We start from the raw sequence: 17,274 nt of genomic DNA, 5'->3' as shown, positions 1-17,274 counted from the left end.
GAACGGGGAAGGTTAACTAAGACATTACGTGGATATGGGTGAGAGCATGCATTCGGATACGAAACATCATACATTCCCTTCGGTTAGCATCCGCGGAGAATCGGGCGCGCGGGGACACGCTTGGCAGCAGATCGGCAAAGAGCCGAAGGCTTCCGGAGGGAAAGCCGGTTCGGGCAAAGGCGAACCGCTCTCAGGGCAATCAAAGCTGCTGCTGGCCGTCAACGGGTTGTTCGCAGCCGCCAATGCGCTGTCGGGCACGTTCGTCAATGTGTATTTGTGGAAAGCAAGCCGCGATTTCACGCTGATCGGCTGGTTCACGCTGGTGCATCACTTGACGATGGCCATCACGTTTTGGCTGGCAGGCAAATGGGTTAAGGAACATAATAAGATGAACTGTCTCCGTATCGGCGTTGCGGTTTCCGCATTGTTTTATTTGCTTGTGCTCTGGTTCGGCGCCCGCGCGGTCGATTACTTTGTACTGCTCGGGGTCGTGCAGGGCATGTCCGCCGGACTGTTCTGGCTGGCATTCAACGTCGTCTATTTCGAGGTGACGGATCCGGACAGCAGAGACCGGTTCAACGGCTGGGCCGGATTGCTCGGATCGTGCGCAGGCATGATCGCACCGTGGATTTCCGGGTTTCTGATCGTTCGCATGCCTGCAGCTACCGGCTACAGGTTCATTTTCACCATTTCGCTTGTGGTGTTTGTAATCGGAGTCGTCGTCAGCTTCTTCCTGAAAAAACGCAAGACGGCGGGCGAATACGAATGGCTGCTGACGTGGAGATGCTTGCGGCAAAAGGACACCGCCTGGCGTACGGTCGGCCTCGCTTTAATGGCCCAAGGCTTTCGCGAGGGTGTCTTCGGCTTCATGATCGGATTGCTCGTTTACGTGCATACCGGCAGCGAGATGAGCCTCGGCAACTTTGCGCTAATCACCTCCGCCGTGGCATTGCTGAGCTTCATGGTCGCGGGTCGGCTGCTTAAGCCTCGTTATCGCAAGGTGGCGATGCTGATCGGAGTCGTGATGCTGGTGCTGATCATTTTGCCGTTTTTTTGGAAAGTCAATTTTGCGACGCTGCTTCTATTTGGCATCGGAGCCGCACTATTCTATCCGTTATACGGCATTCCGATGACTTCGACCGTATTCGACCTGATCGGAGGCGACAAGGAGAGCGCCAAACGGCGGGAAGAATACATTGTGATGCGGGAGCTCGCGCTCAATGCGGGTCGGCTGCTCGGCACGGCGCTGTTCATCACGGTGCTGTCGTTCACAAAGGCGCCGGCGGCGATCCATTGGCTGATGCTTATTATCGGAAGCTCGCCGCTCGCGGCGTGGTATTGGATGAGAAAGGTTTATGCGGTGTAGCGCGATTTCGGAGAACCATGACTGCCCGCCATATCATGCCAAAGTGTCGCTTCGCGTTTGAAAGCTCGCTCAAAGTCCTTCCGCGTTCGAATGCTGCTCCTTTGACTGAAAAGGCAGCGTTCAACGTAGCGGAAGGGCTTATTTTGTTCCAGACGCGACGTTATGTTACGGCTTATAAGCTTGGATTGGTGGCCTGGAGGCTATAAAGCTGAGGAGGACGCAGGAGAAAGTTTCTGATACGATAAGGAGGGCTGGATCTATGGAGTAAAGCCGATTGCTTTTTTCCATTGGAATGCAGATCAAGGAAGGGAGCGGGGAGCGCATGCGAACGTATCAACCTCTCCAACCGCCGGTTATACAGCAGCACATCATCGATTCAAAATATAAATATAAGGAATACTCACCCAGTCGCAGCCTGATGCCTTATGTCGCTTGTTACTGGACGATCAACATCCGCGCATCGGATCGGGAGATCGAGCATCGCGTGATTCCTGATGGCTGCCTCGATATTATATTTGATTTGCGGCCGTCATCCGTTTCCCGCACAGCTTTCATTACCGGGCTCATGCCTGCGTACGAGGTGATGCGCCTGACCGGGGACCGGTCTTTATTCGGTATCCGTTTTTACTTGGAGACGGCGCATCGCATATTGAAGCACCCGGCTTCTTCGTTCGCCGGGGAACGCGTCTGGCTTGAGGAAGCATGGGGAAGAGAGGCCGGTCTGTGGTCGGAGCAGCTGCTATATACCGGCGGATCGGCGGACCTCATGATTCCGGTCGTGGAATCCAAATTGAAGGGTCTGCTGGCGGCAGCCGATGGTGCGGACATGCTGGAACCAGCAGTGTATTCGGGGATGGAATACATGTATGCGGAACGCGGGAATCTTTCCGTTACGGCGCTGGCCGACAAGCTCAGCTATAGCGAACGGCACGTCAGAAGAATGTTCCGGCAGGCGCTCGGCACTGGTCCGAAGGAGCTTCTGCACATCGTGAAATTTCAGTGCATGCTCCAGCAGGTCGTGCGCGTATCCCCGTCTCGCTTCGCGGATGTCGCAGCGCAGCACGGCTACTATGATCAATCGCATTTGAATCGCAGCTTTCGCCGTTACTACGGGTTGTCTCCCGCGAATGTTTTTCCATCGGTTCATCCCAGCGCCACTTGACGGGACCTTCAGTTTGTCCGTTTTTTCCAAGATGGACAGGCAGGGCTGGCGGTACGATTATAACGTACCGCTGTGAATGAAGAGGAGAGATGAGCGATGACGGAATTCGTTTCTTGCCGAATAGTGCATGTCAGCATTGAATGTCCGGCCAAGGAAGTATATGAGTATATATTGGCTGTCGTACACTTTCCGGAATGGGCGCCCTGCTTTTGCAAGTCGCTCCGGCAATCGGGGGACGAGTGGCTGGTTGAAGCGCCGGAAGGGCTTGTAAAAGTCCGTTTTGTGGAAAGAAACGAATTTGGCGTGCTGGACCACTACGTGACGCTGGAATCGGGACAGGAAATCATGATTCCGCTTCGCGTCATTCCGAATGGCCGCGGCAGCGAGGTCGTATTTACGCTATTCCGGCAGCCTGGCGTAACCGATGATATGTTTGACAGAGATGCCGAAATGGTGGAGAGCGACCTGCATAACCTGAAATCCGTGCTGGAGAAAGCGGCCCGCGGGTAATTAGCAGCGATCCGGCTTCGCCTGCCATGAGATGATCGATTATTGAAGTCTGTCAATCCCCAGGCGCGCGTTGTGCTGCGCGGCGGTCGGTCGAACCCCACGGCCCTCACCGTAGCGGCTGTAAGCCGGATGCTTGCGAGCGGACTGTAAGCGACCGGACAGGCTGGAGGCATGTACTGCAATAAACCGCGACAACAGAGTAGTAAGTCAGCATAGACCGGTTCCCGTTGATGGGGCCGGTTTTTTGTTTGCGAAAAGGGCTCCTGAAAAGTCAATGTATGGGAGATATTAATGTTGACAATCGGTGAGGAATAACATAAATTATATATGAGCATATATTCATATGTTATTGAAAGCACGATCCGATTCAAAGGCAACAGAGTTCAGAGAGCAGAGGTCGAGGTCAACGCTTTTGAAACGGAACGATTATATATAAGCTGCAAGTATGCTATAAGCGATATATTTTGGAAGGAAGGCGGCGGGTCCCTTTATGTCCCCAACAGTGAACGCGTCATCCCTTGCAATCACGGACCACCCCAGCAGGCAGAGCATCGGTTAGGAGCTGAGAACAATGAGCAACAACGAACACGACCGCAATCGTAAGGCGAATGATCCTGAGCGGGAACACGCATTAAGGCAAGATCACGATGGCGCAAATGAGCATAAAGGCGCAGACGGGTCACAAGGGAAGCAGCCTCATCATGATGATCACGATCATCCGCATGGCGCTTCCTGCGATCATGTGCACGAGCCGATGAACAGCGGGGGCGATGAACAACTCCCGGTACACAAATCCGAACAGAACTGCGAACACAGCCATGACCATGACGATGAGGAAGAGCGCGAGCATGCAGAACGATCCGGCGATCTCCATAGCCATGGACATCACCACCGTCATGAGCCTCATGGACATCATCATGGTCACGCTCACGGCCATCATCACGGTCACGGTCATTCCCATCACCACGGCCATCACCACGGCTCCGGGGAAGGGAATAGACGAGGGTTGACGATCGCGCTGATCATTACGTCCGGCATTATGTTTCTTGAATTTTTCGGAGGGTTGTTCACGAACAGCCTGGCGCTGTTATCCGATTCAGGGCATATGCTCAGCGATACCGCATCGCTCTTGCTCAGCCTGATTGCGATCCGGTTTGCGTCCAAACCGGCATCGGCCGCCAAAACATACGGCTTTTACCGGTTCGAAATCTTAGCCGCTCTCTTCAATGGAGTGACTCTGGTGCTTATCGCCGCCGTCATTATATACGAAGCGTACGAGCGCTTGAAGCACCCGCCGCAAGTCGCGGGCGGAGCGATGATGGCGATCGCCCTGGTCGGGCTGCTCGCGAATGTAGCCAGCGCCTGGGCGTTAATGCGCCAGGGCGACGTGAAGAACAACGTCAACCTGCGCAGCGCGTATTTGCACGTTATCGGCGATGCGCTCGGCTCAGTCGGGGCGATTGCCGCCGGTTTGTTGATGACCGCGTTTTCGTGGTATTGGGCCGACCCGATCATTTCCGTGCTCGTTTCGCTGCTGATTTTGCGCGGAGCCTTCGGCGTCGTGAAGCATTGCGTGAACATTTTAATGGAAGGTGCGCCGCCGCATGTCGACGCCAATCAGGTGCGCGAGACGCTGGAGCGAATTCCCGGCGTGATCGATGTGCATGACCTGCATATTTGGACCATCTCCTCCGGTCTCGATTCGTTAAGCGGGCATTTGCTCGTCGAATCCGAAGCCGATTGCCAGACGATTTTACGGCAGGCGGTATCCAAGATGGAGAAGCAGTTCCATATCTCGCACGTGACCATTCAAATTGAAAAATCCGAAGATATGCATCAACCGATGAAAGTATAAACCTATAGGCGTGAGACATATGAACCATAAGGATGAAATTATCGTGATCGGAGCGGGTCAAGCAGGGCTTGCCGCGGGGTACTATTTAAAGCAGGCAGGACGGTCGTTTAGGCTGCTCGACGAAGGGGGCGCGGTTGGAGAATCGTGGCGAAGACGGTACGATTCGCTGACGCTGTTTACGCCGCGCGCGTTCAGCGGGCTTCCGGGCTTGCCGCTGGACGGAGCGCCGGACGGCTTCCCTGGCAAAGACGAAGTCGCGGACTACTTGGCGCGCTATGCGGACTATTACAAGCTGCCTGTGAAGCTAAACGCAAGCGTAACACGGCTAACGAGAGAAGGTACGGGCTATCGCCTCGCTGCCGATGCGGAGGAGTACGCGGCCCGGCAGGTTATCATCGCGACCGGACCGTTCCGCAAGCCGCACATCCCGGCTGCAGCGGGACAACTGCCGGCCAGCGTTGCGCAGCTGCATTCCTCCGAATACCGGAATTCTGCGCAGCTGCAGGAAGGCGCCGTGCTTGTGGCGGGCGGCGGCAACTCCGGAGCGCAAATCGCGCTGGAGCTTGCCTCGCAAGGCTGTGAAGTCCACTTGGCCGTCAGCCGCCGGCTGCGGTTCGCACCGCTGCGCATCATGAACCGGAGCGTCTTCTGGTGGCTGGACCGCCTCGGCCTATTGAACGCTCCTGCTGATTCGCCGCTTGGCCGCGCGGTGCGCAGCCGGCAGGATCCTGTATTCGTGCCGGAGCTGAAGCGGGCGATACGGAGCGGAACGGTCCGTTTGCGACCGAGAGTGACGGGGCAGCGCGGCGGCGCCGTTCAATTCGCCGACGGCACGAAGCTAGAGCCGCGCAATGTCGTATGGGCTACCGGCTTTCGTCCGGATTATCCGTGGCTGGACGTGCCGGGCGCGCTGGATGCGGAGGGAGGTCCGCTGCACGAGAAGGGGATCAGTCCCGTGGCAGGGCTGTATTATGTGGGCTTGCCGTGGCTTCGCAGCCGCAATTCGGCGCTGCTTGGCGGCGTGGGAGCGGATGCCCGGCACGTGGTCGATTGCTTGACAAACGGAACTTATCCGATAAAATAAAGGGGAATACAACGGCTTAGCCCAAGTGCAGGCTAGGTCGAAAGGAGCGGCGGCAGCATGAGCGGGAGCAGGAAAATGGTAAACAGCATCACGGAGCTGATCGGTGATACGCCGGCGGTGCGGGTCAGAAGACTGGTCGGGGAAGACGACGCGGAGCTTTATGTCAAGCTGGAATATTTCAATCCGAGCGGAAGCGTGAAGGACCGTGCGGCGTTTAATTTGATTGCGCAGGCGGAGAAGGACGGAATCATCAAGCCCGGCGCGACGATTATCGAGCCGACGAGCGGCAATACCGGAATCGGGCTGGCGATGAACGCGGCTGCGAAAGGATACAAGGCGATCCTCGTCATGCCGGATAACATGACGAAGGAGCGCATCAACCTGCTGAAGGCGTACGGCGCGGAGGTCGTGCTCACGCCGGCGGCGGAGCGGATGCCCGGCGCTATCCGCAAGGCGATCGAGCTGCGCGACCGTACACCGAACAGCTTCATCCCGCAGCAATTCGAGAATACGGCGAACCCGGACATTCATCGGGTGACGACGGCACTGGAAATTATTGAGCAGATGGAAGGGCGGCTCGATGCGTTCGTCGCGTCCTCCGGCACCGGCGGAACGATCACGGGGACCGGCGAGGTGCTTCGGGAGAGGCTGCCCGGAATCGAGATTTACGTCGTAGAACCGAAAGGGTCGCCGGTCTTGTCGGGAGGGCAGCCGGGTCCGCATAAGCTGGTCGGTACAAGCCCCGGCTTCGTTCCCGCGATCCTCAATACGAGCGTTTATGACGAAATCGTCCAGGTGTCCGATGAAGACGCGCTGCGGACGACGCGGGATTTGGCTTGGCTGGAGGGCATATTGGTCGGCCCCTCGGCCGGCGCCTCGGTGTGGACCGGACTGCAGGTAGCGCGCAAGCTCGGCAAAGGCAAGCGGGTGTTGTGCATCGCGCCTGATACGGGCGAGCGGTATCTCAGTATGGACATTTTTGGATAAATCTGCATTAAAGCTGCATACGAGTGAAAGAAAGGTGTTTGTCATAGAGACAAGCGCCCTTTTTTCGTGGGCGAAGTTAAAGAAATAAGCATTGAATAAATATACATTTATGTGTATAATAATTTATAAGGTGATTGTTTATCATTTCTGCTCGAAGGGAGAACGGGTATGAAAATCGCACTGCATAATGAGCTTCCGGCCGAATCGCAGTTCAAGCAGTTGGCGGATTCCATCGCCAATTCCGCGGCGGAGGGGCCGCTTATGTACGAAGTGTGCTCGCAGAGCCGCCGCGTCATCGCTGCGTACGATGAGGATGATCGGCTCGTGGCGATCGGACGGCTGGTGGAGGGTAGCGGAAGCGAGCCGCAATTCGAATTCACGGTGCTGCCGTCCTACCGGGAGCGGGAAATTGAAAGCTACATGCGCAAGCTGCTGCTGCTGGAATAACGTCGGCGTTACGCCATTGCTGAATATAGATGAATCGTCCAGCCCCCGTGCCTGCATGGGGGCTGCTTGCTGTATGGAGTCGACAATTCCCTTTGCCAAATACAGCCCCTTGGGTGTAATATGAAAAAATAAGCTTTGGAGGAGGACCAAACCATGGAACAATTTAAGATGAAGATCGTCGATCTGCTGAAGGAGGACGCGCGGCGTTCGCCGGCCTTGATCGCGACCATGCTGGGCGCGTCGGAGGCGGAAGTGGCGGAGGCGATCCGGGAGCTGGAAGAGGCGCACGTCATCGTTAAATACGCCACGGTCGTCAACTGGGCAAAGGTCGACAACGAGAAGGTGACCGCCCTCATCGAGGTGCAAATTACGCCGGAGCGCGGGCGCGGCTTCGATGCCATCGCGGAGCGCATCTACCTGTATCCGGAAGTGAAATCCGTTTATTTGATGTCCGGAGCGTACGACCTGCTGGTGGAGATTGAAGGGAAAACGCTGAAAGAAGTGGCGTCCTTCGTATCCAACAAGCTGTCCCCGATCGATCGGGTGCTGTCGACGAAGACGCATTTTATTTTAAAAAAATACAAGCAGGACGGCATTACGTTCGAGGATCATGAGGATGACCGCCGTCTTCTAATCTCACCGTAAAGGACGCTGAGGAACAATGATAGAGCATAAACAGGATCAAGCGCAAAAAGACGCTTCCATGAGCCGTTATTTGGCGCCGTTGGTACGGGAAATCGAGCCCTCGGGCATTCGGAAGTTTTTTGATCTGGTGAATGGCAGCAAAGACATCATTTCCCTCGGCGTCGGCGAACCGGATTTCAGCACGCCATGGCATGTGCGCGAAGCTTGCGTCTACTCGCTGGAGCGCGGCAATACGAAATATACGCCGAACGCAGGCTTGCCCGAGCTGCGGGAAGCGATTGCCGAATATTTGTACGATTCGTTCCAGCTGCTGTATGAGCCTTCCGACGAGGTGCTGGTCACCGTAGGCGGCAGCGAGGCGATCGATTTGGCGCTGCGGGCGCTCGTGTCTCCCGGGGATGAAATACTTATTCCGGAACCGTGCTACATTTCCTATAACCCGATCGCGAGGATCGGCGGCGGCATTCCCGTCGGCATCGAAACGTTCGCCAAGGATCAGTTCAAGCTGACGGCCGAGTCGCTGAAAGCAGCCATAACGCCAAAGTCCAAGCTGCTCATCCTGTGCTACCCGAGCAATCCGACCGGGGGCATCATGACGTACGAGGACTGGCTGCCGATCGCCAAAGTGGTCGAAGAGCATGATCTGATCGTCATCTCCGATGAAATTTACGCCGAATTAACGTACGAGCAAAAGCACGTCAGCTTCGCTTCGCTGCCCGGCATGCGCGACCGGACGATTCTGGTGAGCGGCTTCTCCAAGGCGTTCGCGATGACCGGCTGGCGGATGGGCTATGCTTGCGGCCACCGGGAGCTGATCTCGGCCATGCTCAAGATTCATCAATATACGGTCATGTGCGCGCCTTCGATGGGGCAGGTTGCCGCGCTGGAAGCGCTCCGGAACGGGATGGAAGAGAAGGACCGGATGGTCGAGTCGTATAACCAGCGCCGCCGGTTGGTGGTGCAAGGATTCCGCCAGATCGGACTGGAGTGCCATGAGCCGCAGGGAGCATTTTATGCGTTTCCGTCGATCCAGTCGACGGGGCTTAGTTCAGAGGAATTTGCCCAGCGGTTGTTGTTTGAGGCTAAAGTCGCAGCGGTGCCGGGGCATGTATTCGGGAGTGGCGGCGAGGGCTTTTTGCGCTGCTCGTATGCTTATTCCGTGAATCAGCTGACAGAAGCGATCGAACGTATAGGAAAGTTTATCCAAAAGCTGTAAATTCGACAGCATACGCCAAAATAAGTCATTTTCAAACGATTCCAAAACTGGTATCTTTATAGTAGAGAAGTTTCATATATTAATAGTTTATGGAGCTCCTCTTCCATAGGACTAAAGATATGTAGTGGGAGGGATGCAAAATGGCTTTTCCGGAATATCAACTTCGCCGGTACTTGCATTTCGGATGGATTCGTGAAAACGATCAAAAGGCTAAGTGGTTTTTTGGAGAAAAAAAACAGGCCTCATCTGCATTATCTTTAGAAGACGATATATACCGGCTGCGTATCGAGCTGGAGAAGCTCGTGCAAAGCGGCTGCAGCCTCACTTCGGAGCAAGTCGTCGAGATCAGCATGGAGCTTGACAAGAAAATTAATGAATTCATGAACCAGAACAAGAGAGGCCGGTCGTAATCGGCTTCTTTTTTTGCGCAAACGTTTTGAAAACGGAAGCTTGTTTATGGTAAGATGAAGCAATAGAAAGCCGGGGCGCTGCCGGCCGGCAAAGAAGGGACAGAGAAGCTTCATGAGACGGAATGTGCTGATTGCTCTGCTGCTGCTTTTTGTACTGGCTGGATGCGGCGGGGGGCCGAAGGCGGATGTGCCGATTTTCTTGATGTCCGCAACCGGTGTGCCGAATGAAGTGGCGGATAAGCTGGGACAATCGCTGCAAGCGAAGCTCGGTACGGCTCCGACGGTAAAGGTGCTGACAACGCCGATCTTTTCGGTGGAGAAATTAATGGTGGAAATCGCTGCGGCGGAGAACGGCATTATTATTATTCCGACACAGCAGTTCAAGGCGCTCGGACAGCAGGGCGGCTACGTTCCGCTGGACGATCTGGCCAAGGCGGAAGATTTCCCCGACGGCGTGCTGGAAATTACGGAGGACGGCAAGACGCAGAAACATCTGTACGGTATACCGATGGAGAAGACCAAATGGTTTACCGAGTTGAATTTTAACGGCAAAGACCTTTACGCCTTTATCCCGGCGAATGCGCCGAACATGGAAAAGTCGAAGCAGGTCATGAAGCAGATTGCGCAGAAATAAGATGCGGTACGCCCGGGACACGGCTGCGAATGCGGAAGTTTCGGGAATTGAATAGAGCTGTTCGGGTGCCCCGGCTTACGAATCATGCAAGCCCGCGGGTTAAAAGGGAAGCCGGTGCGAATCCGGCGCGGTCCCGCCACTGTCATTGGATCCAAGCTCCATGTTATGCCACTGTTCTTATGAATGGGAAGGCTGGGGCCTTGCGGATGTTCCGCGATCCATGAGCCAGGAAACCTGCCTGAACGGGATGACCGTTGTATCCTTTCGAGGAAAAGGAGCAGAACATGCACACTTGCGATGCGGCAGATCCGACGATAGACGTACGGGCGCCGAAAGCGAATCGAACAGGGTGCCCCCTGCTGCCGTACTTGCGGAGCCGGGGGCTTTTTTAACGACTTTTACGTGAAGCAGGGTCATCGAAGAGGTTTCGATCGGAATCAGGGGAGAAACGTCGCTAATTGCGTACTTACGGGAGATGAGTGGGATGTGGGACAATCGCTGGAATAAACTGAAACGGTCGATCGCGGTCGTTTCGCTATCGGCTGCGCTTGCGGCGGTCATGGTCGGCTGCGGCGCCAAAGACAAGCTGGAGGGGCAAGGGGAAGCCGCCGCCCCGCCGAAAGCAGGCGGGGGCGAGGTGCAGGCGGGGAATGCGGCGAAGAAGACCGTATATCCGCTGAAGGTCACGGATGCGACGGGCAAAGAATTCGTGTTTGCGAAGGCGCCGGAACGTATCGCATCGGTTTCGCCGGCGGAGACGGAGACGCTGTTCGCGCTCGGGCTCGGCGATAAAATCGTCGGCGTGTCGGATTTTTGCGACTATCCGGCGGAAGCGAAAGCGAAGCCGAAGCTTGGGAGCATCGTCAAGCCGAACGAAGAAGCGCTGATCGCCGCCGGGGCCGATCTGGTCGTGACCGGGGTGTCGATGCAGACGCCGGCCGTCGAGAAGCTGCGCGGGCTGAAGGTGAACCTGTTCAAGCTGGAGCCGAAGACGATCAATGATGTGATCCGCAACGTTCGCATGATGGGTCAAATTTTTGACCGCCAGGAGCAGGCCGAGAAGCTGGCCGCCTCGATGGAAGCGGACCGCAAGAAGGTGACGGACGCCGTCAAAGACGTGGCGCCGGAGCAGAAGAAAAAAGTGTTCATCGAATTTTCGCCGGGCTGGACGGTCGGAAAGGGCGAGTTTATCGACGAGCTGATCACGTTATCGGGCGGCGTCAACGTGGCGTCCAGTGAGAAAGGCTACGTGAAGATCAGCGAAGAAAAAATTATTGCGGCGAATCCGCAAGTCATTTTGTATCCGAAAAATTTGATCGACGACCAGTCGAAAAAAACGCTCGATCAAATCATTCGCGAGCGCAGCGGCTGGAATCAGATCGAGGCGGTTAAATCGAACAAGCTCGCGGGCGTGGACAAGGATACGATGAGCCGGCCGGGACCGAGAATTACCCAGGCGCTCGTCGAATTCGCCAAAGGCATCTACCCGGAACGGGTGAAATAGATGAAGCGGAAGCTGTGGATTTGGGGCGGGGCGTCATTCGCCCTGCTTTTGCTGTCCGCAACCGCGGCTTTGTCCATCGGCGCGGTGCCGATTCCGCTGATGCATGTATGGAAGATTATGTTGCATCAAATTCCCGGACTTGGTGACCGGATCGCAGCCGACTGGAACGCCGCGTCGGAGCAAATTATTTGGCGGGTTCGTCTGCCGCGCGTCGTGCTTGGCATGCTCGTGGGGGCGGCTCTCGGGCTGGCCGGCGCCGCCTTCCAGGGCGTGCTGCGCAATCCGCTGGCTGATCCATATACGCTCGGCGTATCGTCGGGAGCATCGGTGGGCGCCGCCTTTCTCATCTTGTTCGGGCTGCAGTACGCCTTGTTCGGCCAGTGGACGGTTCCGGTCGTCGCCTTCCTGACGGGGATGCTCTCGCTCGGAACCGTGCTGCTGCTCGCGCGGACCGATGGCAAGCTGCGGATGGAGACGGTTCTTTTGTCCGGCGTCGTGATGCAGGCTTTTCTGGGTGCGTTCGTATCGCTTATGGTCGCGATGTCCAAGCAAGTCATTAACGAAATTATTTTTTGGCTGATGGGGAGCTTGGCGCTGCGCGGGTGGTCGTATTCGGTTGTGCTGCTGCCTTATCTTGCGCTCGGCGCCGCGATATTGCTCGGATACGGCCGGGCAATGAATTTGTTTGCGCTCGGGGAGCGGCAGGCTGCACATCTCGGCGTTCACGTCGAGCGGACCAAGCTGATCGTGCTGCTCGTCTCGACGTTGATTACGGCGGCGGCTGTGTCCGTGTCCGGCGTCATCGCCTTCGTCGGCCTGCTGATCCCGCATCTGCTCCGATTGCTGGTCGGTCCGGACTACCGCTTGCTGTTACCGCTCTCATTGATCGGCGGCGCGGTCTATGTGCTGTGGGCGGATACGATCGCCCGCACGCTGCTCAGCCCGACGGAGCTGCCGCTCGGCATTGTGACGGCGTTCATGGGCGCCCCGTTTTTTGCTTATTTGCTGCGCCGCAACAAGCGCGGGATGACGTCGTCCGGCGGATGATGCGGGACGAACGGGGATGAAACGATGCGAAAGGGGAAGCGCTTATGGTCAAAGTCGAAGTGACGCAGCTGAGCAAATCGTACGGCGCCCGGGAAGTGCTGAGCGAAATCAGCTTCCATGTGGAGCGGGGGGAATGGTTTTGCATTCTCGGGCCGAACGGCAGCGGCAAGTCGACATTGCTGCATACGATTTCGGGTGTAGAGCGTCCGACGGCCGGGGAAGTGCATCTGGACGACCGGCCGGTACAGCGCATTCAGCGCAAAGCGCTTGCGAAATCGCTGGCTGTGCTGCATCAGGATGCGCTGCCGCCGCTCGGCTTTACGGTACGGGAAGTGATCGAGATGGGCCGGTATCCGTTTCAAAACTGGCTCGGCCGCGAGCCGGGCGAGGACGATGAGCAGATGGTGGAGCGCATATTGGATTGGCTCAAGCTGCGCCCGATGGAGGGCCGGACCGTAGACGCCTTGAGCGGCGGGGAAAGGCAGCGGGTGGCGCTCGGGAAGGCGATGGCGCAGGAACCGAAGCTGCTGCTGCTTGACGAGCCGACGACCTTTCTGGATATCGGGTACCAGGTGGACATGATGGACCGGATTCGCAAGTGGCAGCAGGAATGCGGGTTGACCGTCATCTCCGTGCTGCATGATTTGAATCTGGCGGCGCAGTATTGCGACAGGCTCATGCTGCTGCAGAGCGGGAGTATCGTTGGCATCGGCAAGCCGGAGGATGTGATGGAAGCGGGACTGCTGGAGCGCGTGTACGGCACGCGCCCTTATGTGATGGCCCATCCGGACAACGGCGCGCCGCAAATTTTACTGGGGAGAGGGGACGTTTGATGTCTATGTGGGAGTCGGCATTAAAGGATACCGTTCAAGCGATCGAGCCGCTGGATGCGGGGAAAGTGGAGGAAGCGTCGGTCCATTTGGACCAGTTGACCAAGCCGCCGGGAAGCTTGGGCCGGATGGAGGACGTGGCGAAGCAGCTTGCCGGCATTCGCAGGGAGATCAAGCCGGACTTGGGACGCAAAGCCGTGATCGTGATGGCCGGCGACCACGGCGTATGCGAGGAAGGGGTCAGCGCATTCCCGGCCGAAGTGACGCCGCAAATGGTGATGAACTTTCTGAATGGCGGCGCCGCCGTTAACGTGCTGTCGCGTCAGACGGGAACGGACGTGATCTGCGTCGATATCGGCGTCAATGCGGAGCTGTCGCATCCGTCGCTGCACTCGCGCAAAGTCCGCTTCGGCACGGCGAATATGGCTAAGGGGCCGGCGATGTCGCGGGAGGAAGCCGCCGAGGCCGTCATGGTCGGCGTCCGGCTCGTTGAAGAGCTCGCCGGTCAGGGCTACGGCCTGCTTGCGACGGGCGAGATGGGCATCGGCAATACGACGCCGAGCTCGGCGATTCTCGCCGTGCTGGGCGGGAAGGATGCGGCGCTCGCCGCAGGGCGCGGAACGGGCATCGACGACAAGCGGCTGCTGCATAAGCAAGCCGTCATTGCCCGCGCCATCGAGGTCAACCGGCCGGACCCGGCCGACCCCCTAGACGTGCTGGCCAAAGTCGGCGGCCTCGAAATCGCGGGGCTGGTCGGTGTCATTCTCGGGGCGGCGCGCCGCCGGATTCCCGTCGTCGTCGACGGATTCATCTCCTCGGCGGCAGCGCTCGTCGCCAGCCGCTTGTCGCCGCTTAGCGCGTCGTATATGATCGCTTCGCATTTGTCGCAGGAGCAGGGCCATGCGATGTTGCTGGAGGAGATCGGACTGACGCCGATGCTTCATATGGATATGCGGCTGGGGGAAGGAACCGGCGCCGTGCTGGCGCTGCCGCTCATCGAGGCGGCCGTGCGCATCATGAAAGAAATGGCGTCGTTCGCCGATGCCGGCGTATCCGGAGCAAGCACACCGGCGAACGGATAAAGCGCGGTTGAGTGTGAGGGCCATTTGCTGCTGGATAGCATTATAGCTTCGAAGCACGGCGATCGAACGCGTAACTATGGTCTCTAATGCGACGCAATCGGGAGGGGATGTTCATGAAAGTGCTCGTAACCGGCGGCGCCCGGAGCGGGAAAAGCGGCTTCGCGGAAGCCTATGCCGCGAAGCTTGGCGAACGGGGTTTATATGTCGCTACAGCGCAAGCGTTTGACGAGGAGATGAAGGCGCGTATCGAGCTGCATCAGGCGGACCGGCGCAGCCGGGGATTTCATTGGGACACGACGGAGGAGCCTTACGCATTAGCGGAGACGCTTCGTTCCACGGCAGCGCCGGTCATCCTAGTCGATTGCTTGACGCTCTGGCTGTCGAATTGGCTGCTGCGCTGCGAGCACGAACCGGATGCGGAGCGACTCGTCGAGTCCCGGATCGATGAGCTGGCGGACGTCTTCGGTTCGATGAGCAGTCCGGTCGTGCTGGTGACCAATGAGGTCGGCTACGGCCTCGTCCCGGAATACAAGCTGGGACGCATTTTTCGCGATTTGTCCGGCCGCATGAACCAGAAGCTGGCCCGGACGGCGGATCAACTAGTTCTTGTGACCGCCGGCATTCCGGTAGAGCTGAAAAGTCAGGCATTCCGTTTATAATTCGGATCGCAGTTCGGGGGAACGGCTTTGTTATTTTTTTCGGTGCAAGAAACGCTATGGATGGTGCTGGCGGCCATCGTATTGGACTTACTGCTCGGCGATCCGAACTGGCGCTGGTACACGCATCCGGTCACATGGATCGGCCGGGTGATCGGGGCGTTGGAGAAGCTTCTGCTGCGCCCGGAAGCAGATTCCGCAGCGGTCAAGCGCTGCAAAGGGCTGCTGCTTGCGGCGGTCACGGTCAGCGGAGCATTCGGCGTGATCGGGCTTGCGGTATGGGCGGCTTCGGCCATTCATCCGTACTTCGGATACGCTGTGAACGTCTGGTTTATTTCCACGACCATCGCTGTGAAAGGGCTGCGCGAGGCGGCGATGGCGGTTTATACGCCACTGCAGGAAGAGCGCCTGGAGGATGCGCGGAAATATGTCGGCTATATCGTGGGACGGGACACCACGCGTCTCGATGAACCGGAGATTACGCGGGCGACAGTCGAAACGGTGGCGGAAAATATCGTCGACGCCGTTATTTCTCCGATTTGTTACGCGCTGCTCGGCGGCGCGCCGCTCGCCATGCTGTACCGCGCGTCCAACACGCTCGATTCGATGGTCGGTTACAAGAATGATCGATATCTCGATTTCGGCTGGGCGTCCGCGCGCTGGGACGATGTGCTGAACTGGATCCCGGCCAGAATAACCGGGCTGCTGCTTGTGCTGGCGGCTGCGGTAACGCCGGGACTGCATGCAGTCCGGTCGCTCGGCGCGATCCGGCGCTTCGCCCGGCTGCATCCGAGTCCGAACAGCGGCATTCCCGAATCGGCGGTGGCCGGCGCGCTCGGCATCGAGCTCGGCGGCGTGAACGTGTATTACGGCCGCGTCAGCGAACGGGCGCGGATGGGCTGGCCGCTGCGGGAGCGCGAGCGGGAAGATATTAGAAGAACCGTGAAGCTGATGTATACGGTCAGCTTCACGGTTGCGGGGGGGCTGCTGCTGTGCGCGCTGCTGTCGCTGTAATACAGGCTTGGGGCGCGGCGTTTATTGCCGCGTTTCAATTTTTGACCCGGCTGCCGCTGCCGGTAACGCTTCATTATGACGATGCTTTGTTCCGCCGCAGCGTCGTGTTCTACCCGGTCGTCGGCCTCGTCCTTGGATGGCTGCTGGCCGCGGCTGGTAAACTGCTCCTGCTCGTCGTCCCGCCGCTTCCTGCCGCTTCGCTGCTGCTGGGCTTCTGGATTGCGTTGACCGGGGCGCTGCATCTCGACGGGCTGATGGATACGGCGGACGGTATCCTGAGCCACCGCTCGCGGGAACGGATGCTCGAAATTATGAAGGACAGCCGCGTCGGCGCGATGGGCGTCATCGCCTGCGTCGTCGTGCTGCTGCTGAAGTGGTCGCTGCTGCTGGAGCTGTTATCGGGGCCGGCGGGCGGATCATCGGATGCGCTGCTGCTGCTGCCGCTCGCGACGATCTGGAGCCGCTGGTTCATGGTTGCGGCCATATCGCGATGGCCTTACGCCAGAGCGGAGCAGGGCGGAGGCATGGGCGGGATGTTTCGCGGCATCGGCTGGAATACGCTGCTGCTTCAATCCGTCGTGGCCGCAGCGGCTTCTTGGTTTACGGTATCGGTTACTTCTGCGTCGGGACACGGTCTCGTCACTGTCGCCATATTCGGAGCGGCTGCGCTTGTCGCAGGCTGGCTGATCGCCCGTTACATCGGCGGCAAGCTGGGAGGGCTGACAGGAGACACGTACGGCGCCTTGAACGAACTGCTTGAAACACTGCTGCTGCTGGTCATGCTATGGTTGTTATCGTAAGGAATGCGTTGGGGGAGGGGAAAGG

At 57.8% G+C, this 17,274-nt stretch carries 19 protein-coding genes and 1 riboswitch; of the genes, 18 read left to right on the top strand and 1 reads right to left on the bottom strand.

What is annotated here, in order from left to right; all coding sequences use genetic code 11:
* Nucleotides 1-46 precede the first annotated feature (46 nt).
* The 3 genes from KXG62_RS08225 (at nt 47) to KXG62_RS08215 (ending at nt 3,038) form a co-directional block, all read left to right on the top strand.
* Nucleotides 47-1,366, top strand: a complete 1,320-nt coding sequence (locus KXG62_RS08225; RefSeq protein ID WP_218091465.1) for an MFS transporter — start codon at nt 47-49, stop codon at nt 1,364-1,366.
* A 322-nt stretch (nt 1,367-1,688) separates the two neighbouring features.
* A complete protein-coding gene (locus KXG62_RS08220; protein ID WP_218091464.1) occupies nt 1,689-2,528 on the top strand; it encodes a helix-turn-helix transcriptional regulator in 840 nt (279 codons plus the stop codon).
* Nucleotides 2,529-2,624: 96 nt separating this feature from the next.
* A complete protein-coding gene (locus KXG62_RS08215; protein WP_218091463.1) occupies nt 2,625-3,038 on the top strand; it encodes a hypothetical protein in 414 nt (137 codons plus the stop codon).
* Between the two features lie 679 nt (nt 3,039-3,717).
* Here KXG62_RS08215 and KXG62_RS34040 read toward each other — a convergent pair.
* A complete protein-coding gene (locus KXG62_RS34040; RefSeq protein WP_246627351.1) occupies nt 3,718-4,011 on the bottom strand; it encodes a hypothetical protein in 294 nt (97 codons plus the stop codon).
* Between the two features lie 33 nt (nt 4,012-4,044).
* On the opposite strand from KXG62_RS34040, the gene KXG62_RS08210 reads away from it, so the two are divergent.
* From KXG62_RS08210 to cobS, 15 genes are all read left to right on the top strand, one after another.
* Nucleotides 4,045-4,893, top strand: a complete 849-nt coding sequence (locus KXG62_RS08210; protein ID WP_246627350.1) for a cation diffusion facilitator family transporter — start codon at nt 4,045-4,047, stop codon at nt 4,891-4,893.
* A 19-nt stretch (nt 4,894-4,912) separates the two neighbouring features.
* Nucleotides 4,913-5,977 carry a flavin-containing monooxygenase gene (locus KXG62_RS08205; RefSeq protein ID WP_218091461.1) on the top strand — a complete coding sequence of 355 codons (1,065 nt, stop codon included), beginning with the start codon at nt 4,913-4,915 and terminating at the stop codon, nt 5,975-5,977.
* 57 nt (nt 5,978-6,034) lie between these two features.
* Entirely contained in the window at nt 6,035-6,964 is a 930-nt protein-coding gene (cysK, locus tag KXG62_RS08200) for a cysteine synthase A (RefSeq protein WP_218091460.1), read from the top strand.
* 168 nt (nt 6,965-7,132) lie between these two features.
* The gene (locus KXG62_RS08195) at nt 7,133-7,411 is read left to right on the top strand and encodes a hypothetical protein (RefSeq protein WP_218091459.1); all 279 of its coding nucleotides are present in this window, start codon (nt 7,133-7,135) and stop codon (nt 7,409-7,411) included.
* Between the two features lie 153 nt (nt 7,412-7,564).
* Nucleotides 7,565-8,056: an Lrp/AsnC family transcriptional regulator gene (locus KXG62_RS08190; RefSeq protein WP_218091458.1), complete on the top strand. Its 492-nt coding sequence runs from the start codon at nt 7,565-7,567 to the stop codon at nt 8,054-8,056.
* Between the two features lie 16 nt (nt 8,057-8,072).
* Nucleotides 8,073-9,272, top strand: coding sequence for an aminotransferase class I/II-fold pyridoxal phosphate-dependent enzyme (locus tag KXG62_RS08185; RefSeq protein WP_218091457.1), 1,200 nt, complete (start codon nt 8,073-8,075; stop codon nt 9,270-9,272).
* Nucleotides 9,273-9,412: 140 nt separating this feature from the next.
* Nucleotides 9,413-9,682, top strand: a complete 270-nt coding sequence (locus KXG62_RS08180) for an aspartyl-phosphate phosphatase Spo0E family protein (protein WP_218091456.1) — start codon at nt 9,413-9,415, stop codon at nt 9,680-9,682.
* Between the two features lie 112 nt (nt 9,683-9,794).
* Complete coding sequence (locus KXG62_RS08175) at nt 9,795-10,316, top strand: type 2 periplasmic-binding domain-containing protein (protein WP_218091455.1); 522 nt, start codon at nt 9,795-9,797, stop codon at nt 10,314-10,316.
* A 46-nt stretch (nt 10,317-10,362) separates the two neighbouring features.
* Nucleotides 10,363-10,572, top strand: a riboswitch (cobalamin riboswitch).
* A 228-nt stretch (nt 10,573-10,800) separates the two neighbouring features.
* On the top strand, nt 10,801-11,820 hold the full coding sequence (locus KXG62_RS08170) for an ABC transporter substrate-binding protein (RefSeq protein ID WP_218091454.1): 1,020 nt from the start codon (nt 10,801-10,803) through the stop codon (nt 11,818-11,820).
* Complete coding sequence (locus KXG62_RS08165; RefSeq protein ID WP_218091453.1) at nt 11,821-12,867, top strand: FecCD family ABC transporter permease; 1,047 nt, start codon at nt 11,821-11,823, stop codon at nt 12,865-12,867.
* Between the two features lie 44 nt (nt 12,868-12,911).
* Nucleotides 12,912-13,700: an ABC transporter ATP-binding protein gene (locus tag KXG62_RS08160; RefSeq protein ID WP_218091452.1), complete on the top strand. Its 789-nt coding sequence runs from the start codon at nt 12,912-12,914 to the stop codon at nt 13,698-13,700.
* 5 nt (nt 13,701-13,705) lie between these two features.
* Nucleotides 13,706-14,779: a nicotinate-nucleotide--dimethylbenzimidazole phosphoribosyltransferase gene (gene cobT / locus KXG62_RS08155; protein WP_246627363.1), complete on the top strand. Its 1,074-nt coding sequence runs from the start codon at nt 13,706-13,708 to the stop codon at nt 14,777-14,779.
* 113 nt (nt 14,780-14,892) lie between these two features.
* On the top strand, nt 14,893-15,438 hold the full coding sequence (gene cobU, locus KXG62_RS08150; RefSeq protein WP_218091450.1) for a bifunctional adenosylcobinamide kinase/adenosylcobinamide-phosphate guanylyltransferase: 546 nt from the start codon (nt 14,893-14,895) through the stop codon (nt 15,436-15,438).
* Between the two features lie 27 nt (nt 15,439-15,465).
* Nucleotides 15,466-16,449, top strand: coding sequence for an adenosylcobinamide-phosphate synthase CbiB (cbiB, locus tag KXG62_RS08145; protein ID WP_218091449.1), 984 nt, complete (start codon nt 15,466-15,468; stop codon nt 16,447-16,449).
* Entirely contained in the window at nt 16,428-17,249 is an 822-nt protein-coding gene (gene cobS / locus KXG62_RS08140) for an adenosylcobinamide-GDP ribazoletransferase (protein ID WP_218091448.1), read from the top strand. The genes cbiB and cobS overlap by 22 nt, the downstream gene beginning before the upstream one ends.
* Nucleotides 17,250-17,274 lie beyond the last annotated feature (25 nt).

Source organism: Paenibacillus solanacearum (assembly GCF_910593845.1).
In the GTDB taxonomy this organism is placed as follows: domain Bacteria; phylum Bacillota; class Bacilli; order Paenibacillales; family NBRC-103111; genus Paenibacillus_G; species Paenibacillus_G solanacearum.
Note: the sequence above shows the minus strand (reverse complement) of the source record. Positions and strands in the feature narration are given on the sequence as shown.

Coding starts and splice junctions, on each gene's coding strand:
- KXG62_RS08185 (WP_218091457.1), top strand. CDS start 8,073: ATGATAGAGCATAAACAGGATCAAGCGCAAAAAGACGCTTCCATGAGC.
- KXG62_RS08195 (WP_218091459.1), top strand. CDS start 7,133: ATGAAAATCGCACTGCATAATGAGCTTCCGGCCGAATCGCAGTTCAAG.
- KXG62_RS08180 (WP_218091456.1), top strand. CDS start 9,413: ATGGCTTTTCCGGAATATCAACTTCGCCGGTACTTGCATTTCGGATGG.
- KXG62_RS08175 (WP_218091455.1), top strand. CDS start 9,795: ATGAGACGGAATGTGCTGATTGCTCTGCTGCTGCTTTTTGTACTGGCT.
- KXG62_RS08165 (WP_218091453.1), top strand. CDS start 11,821: ATGAAGCGGAAGCTGTGGATTTGGGGCGGGGCGTCATTCGCCCTGCTT.
- cysK (WP_218091460.1), top strand. CDS start 6,035: ATGAGCGGGAGCAGGAAAATGGTAAACAGCATCACGGAGCTGATCGGT.
- cobT (WP_246627363.1), top strand. CDS start 13,706: ATGTGGGAGTCGGCATTAAAGGATACCGTTCAAGCGATCGAGCCGCTG.
- KXG62_RS08220 (WP_218091464.1), top strand. CDS start 1,689: ATGCGAACGTATCAACCTCTCCAACCGCCGGTTATACAGCAGCACATC.
- KXG62_RS34040 (WP_246627351.1), bottom strand. CDS start 4,011: ATGGCCGTGGTGATGGGAATGACCGTGACCGTGATGATGGCCGTGAGC.
- KXG62_RS08170 (WP_218091454.1), top strand. CDS start 10,801: ATGTGGGACAATCGCTGGAATAAACTGAAACGGTCGATCGCGGTCGTT.
- cobU (WP_218091450.1), top strand. CDS start 14,893: ATGAAAGTGCTCGTAACCGGCGGCGCCCGGAGCGGGAAAAGCGGCTTC.
- KXG62_RS08225 (WP_218091465.1), top strand. CDS start 47: ATGCATTCGGATACGAAACATCATACATTCCCTTCGGTTAGCATCCGC.
- KXG62_RS08160 (WP_218091452.1), top strand. CDS start 12,912: ATGGTCAAAGTCGAAGTGACGCAGCTGAGCAAATCGTACGGCGCCCGG.
- KXG62_RS08215 (WP_218091463.1), top strand. CDS start 2,625: ATGACGGAATTCGTTTCTTGCCGAATAGTGCATGTCAGCATTGAATGT.
- KXG62_RS08205 (WP_218091461.1), top strand. CDS start 4,913: ATGAACCATAAGGATGAAATTATCGTGATCGGAGCGGGTCAAGCAGGG.
- KXG62_RS08190 (WP_218091458.1), top strand. CDS start 7,565: ATGGAACAATTTAAGATGAAGATCGTCGATCTGCTGAAGGAGGACGCG.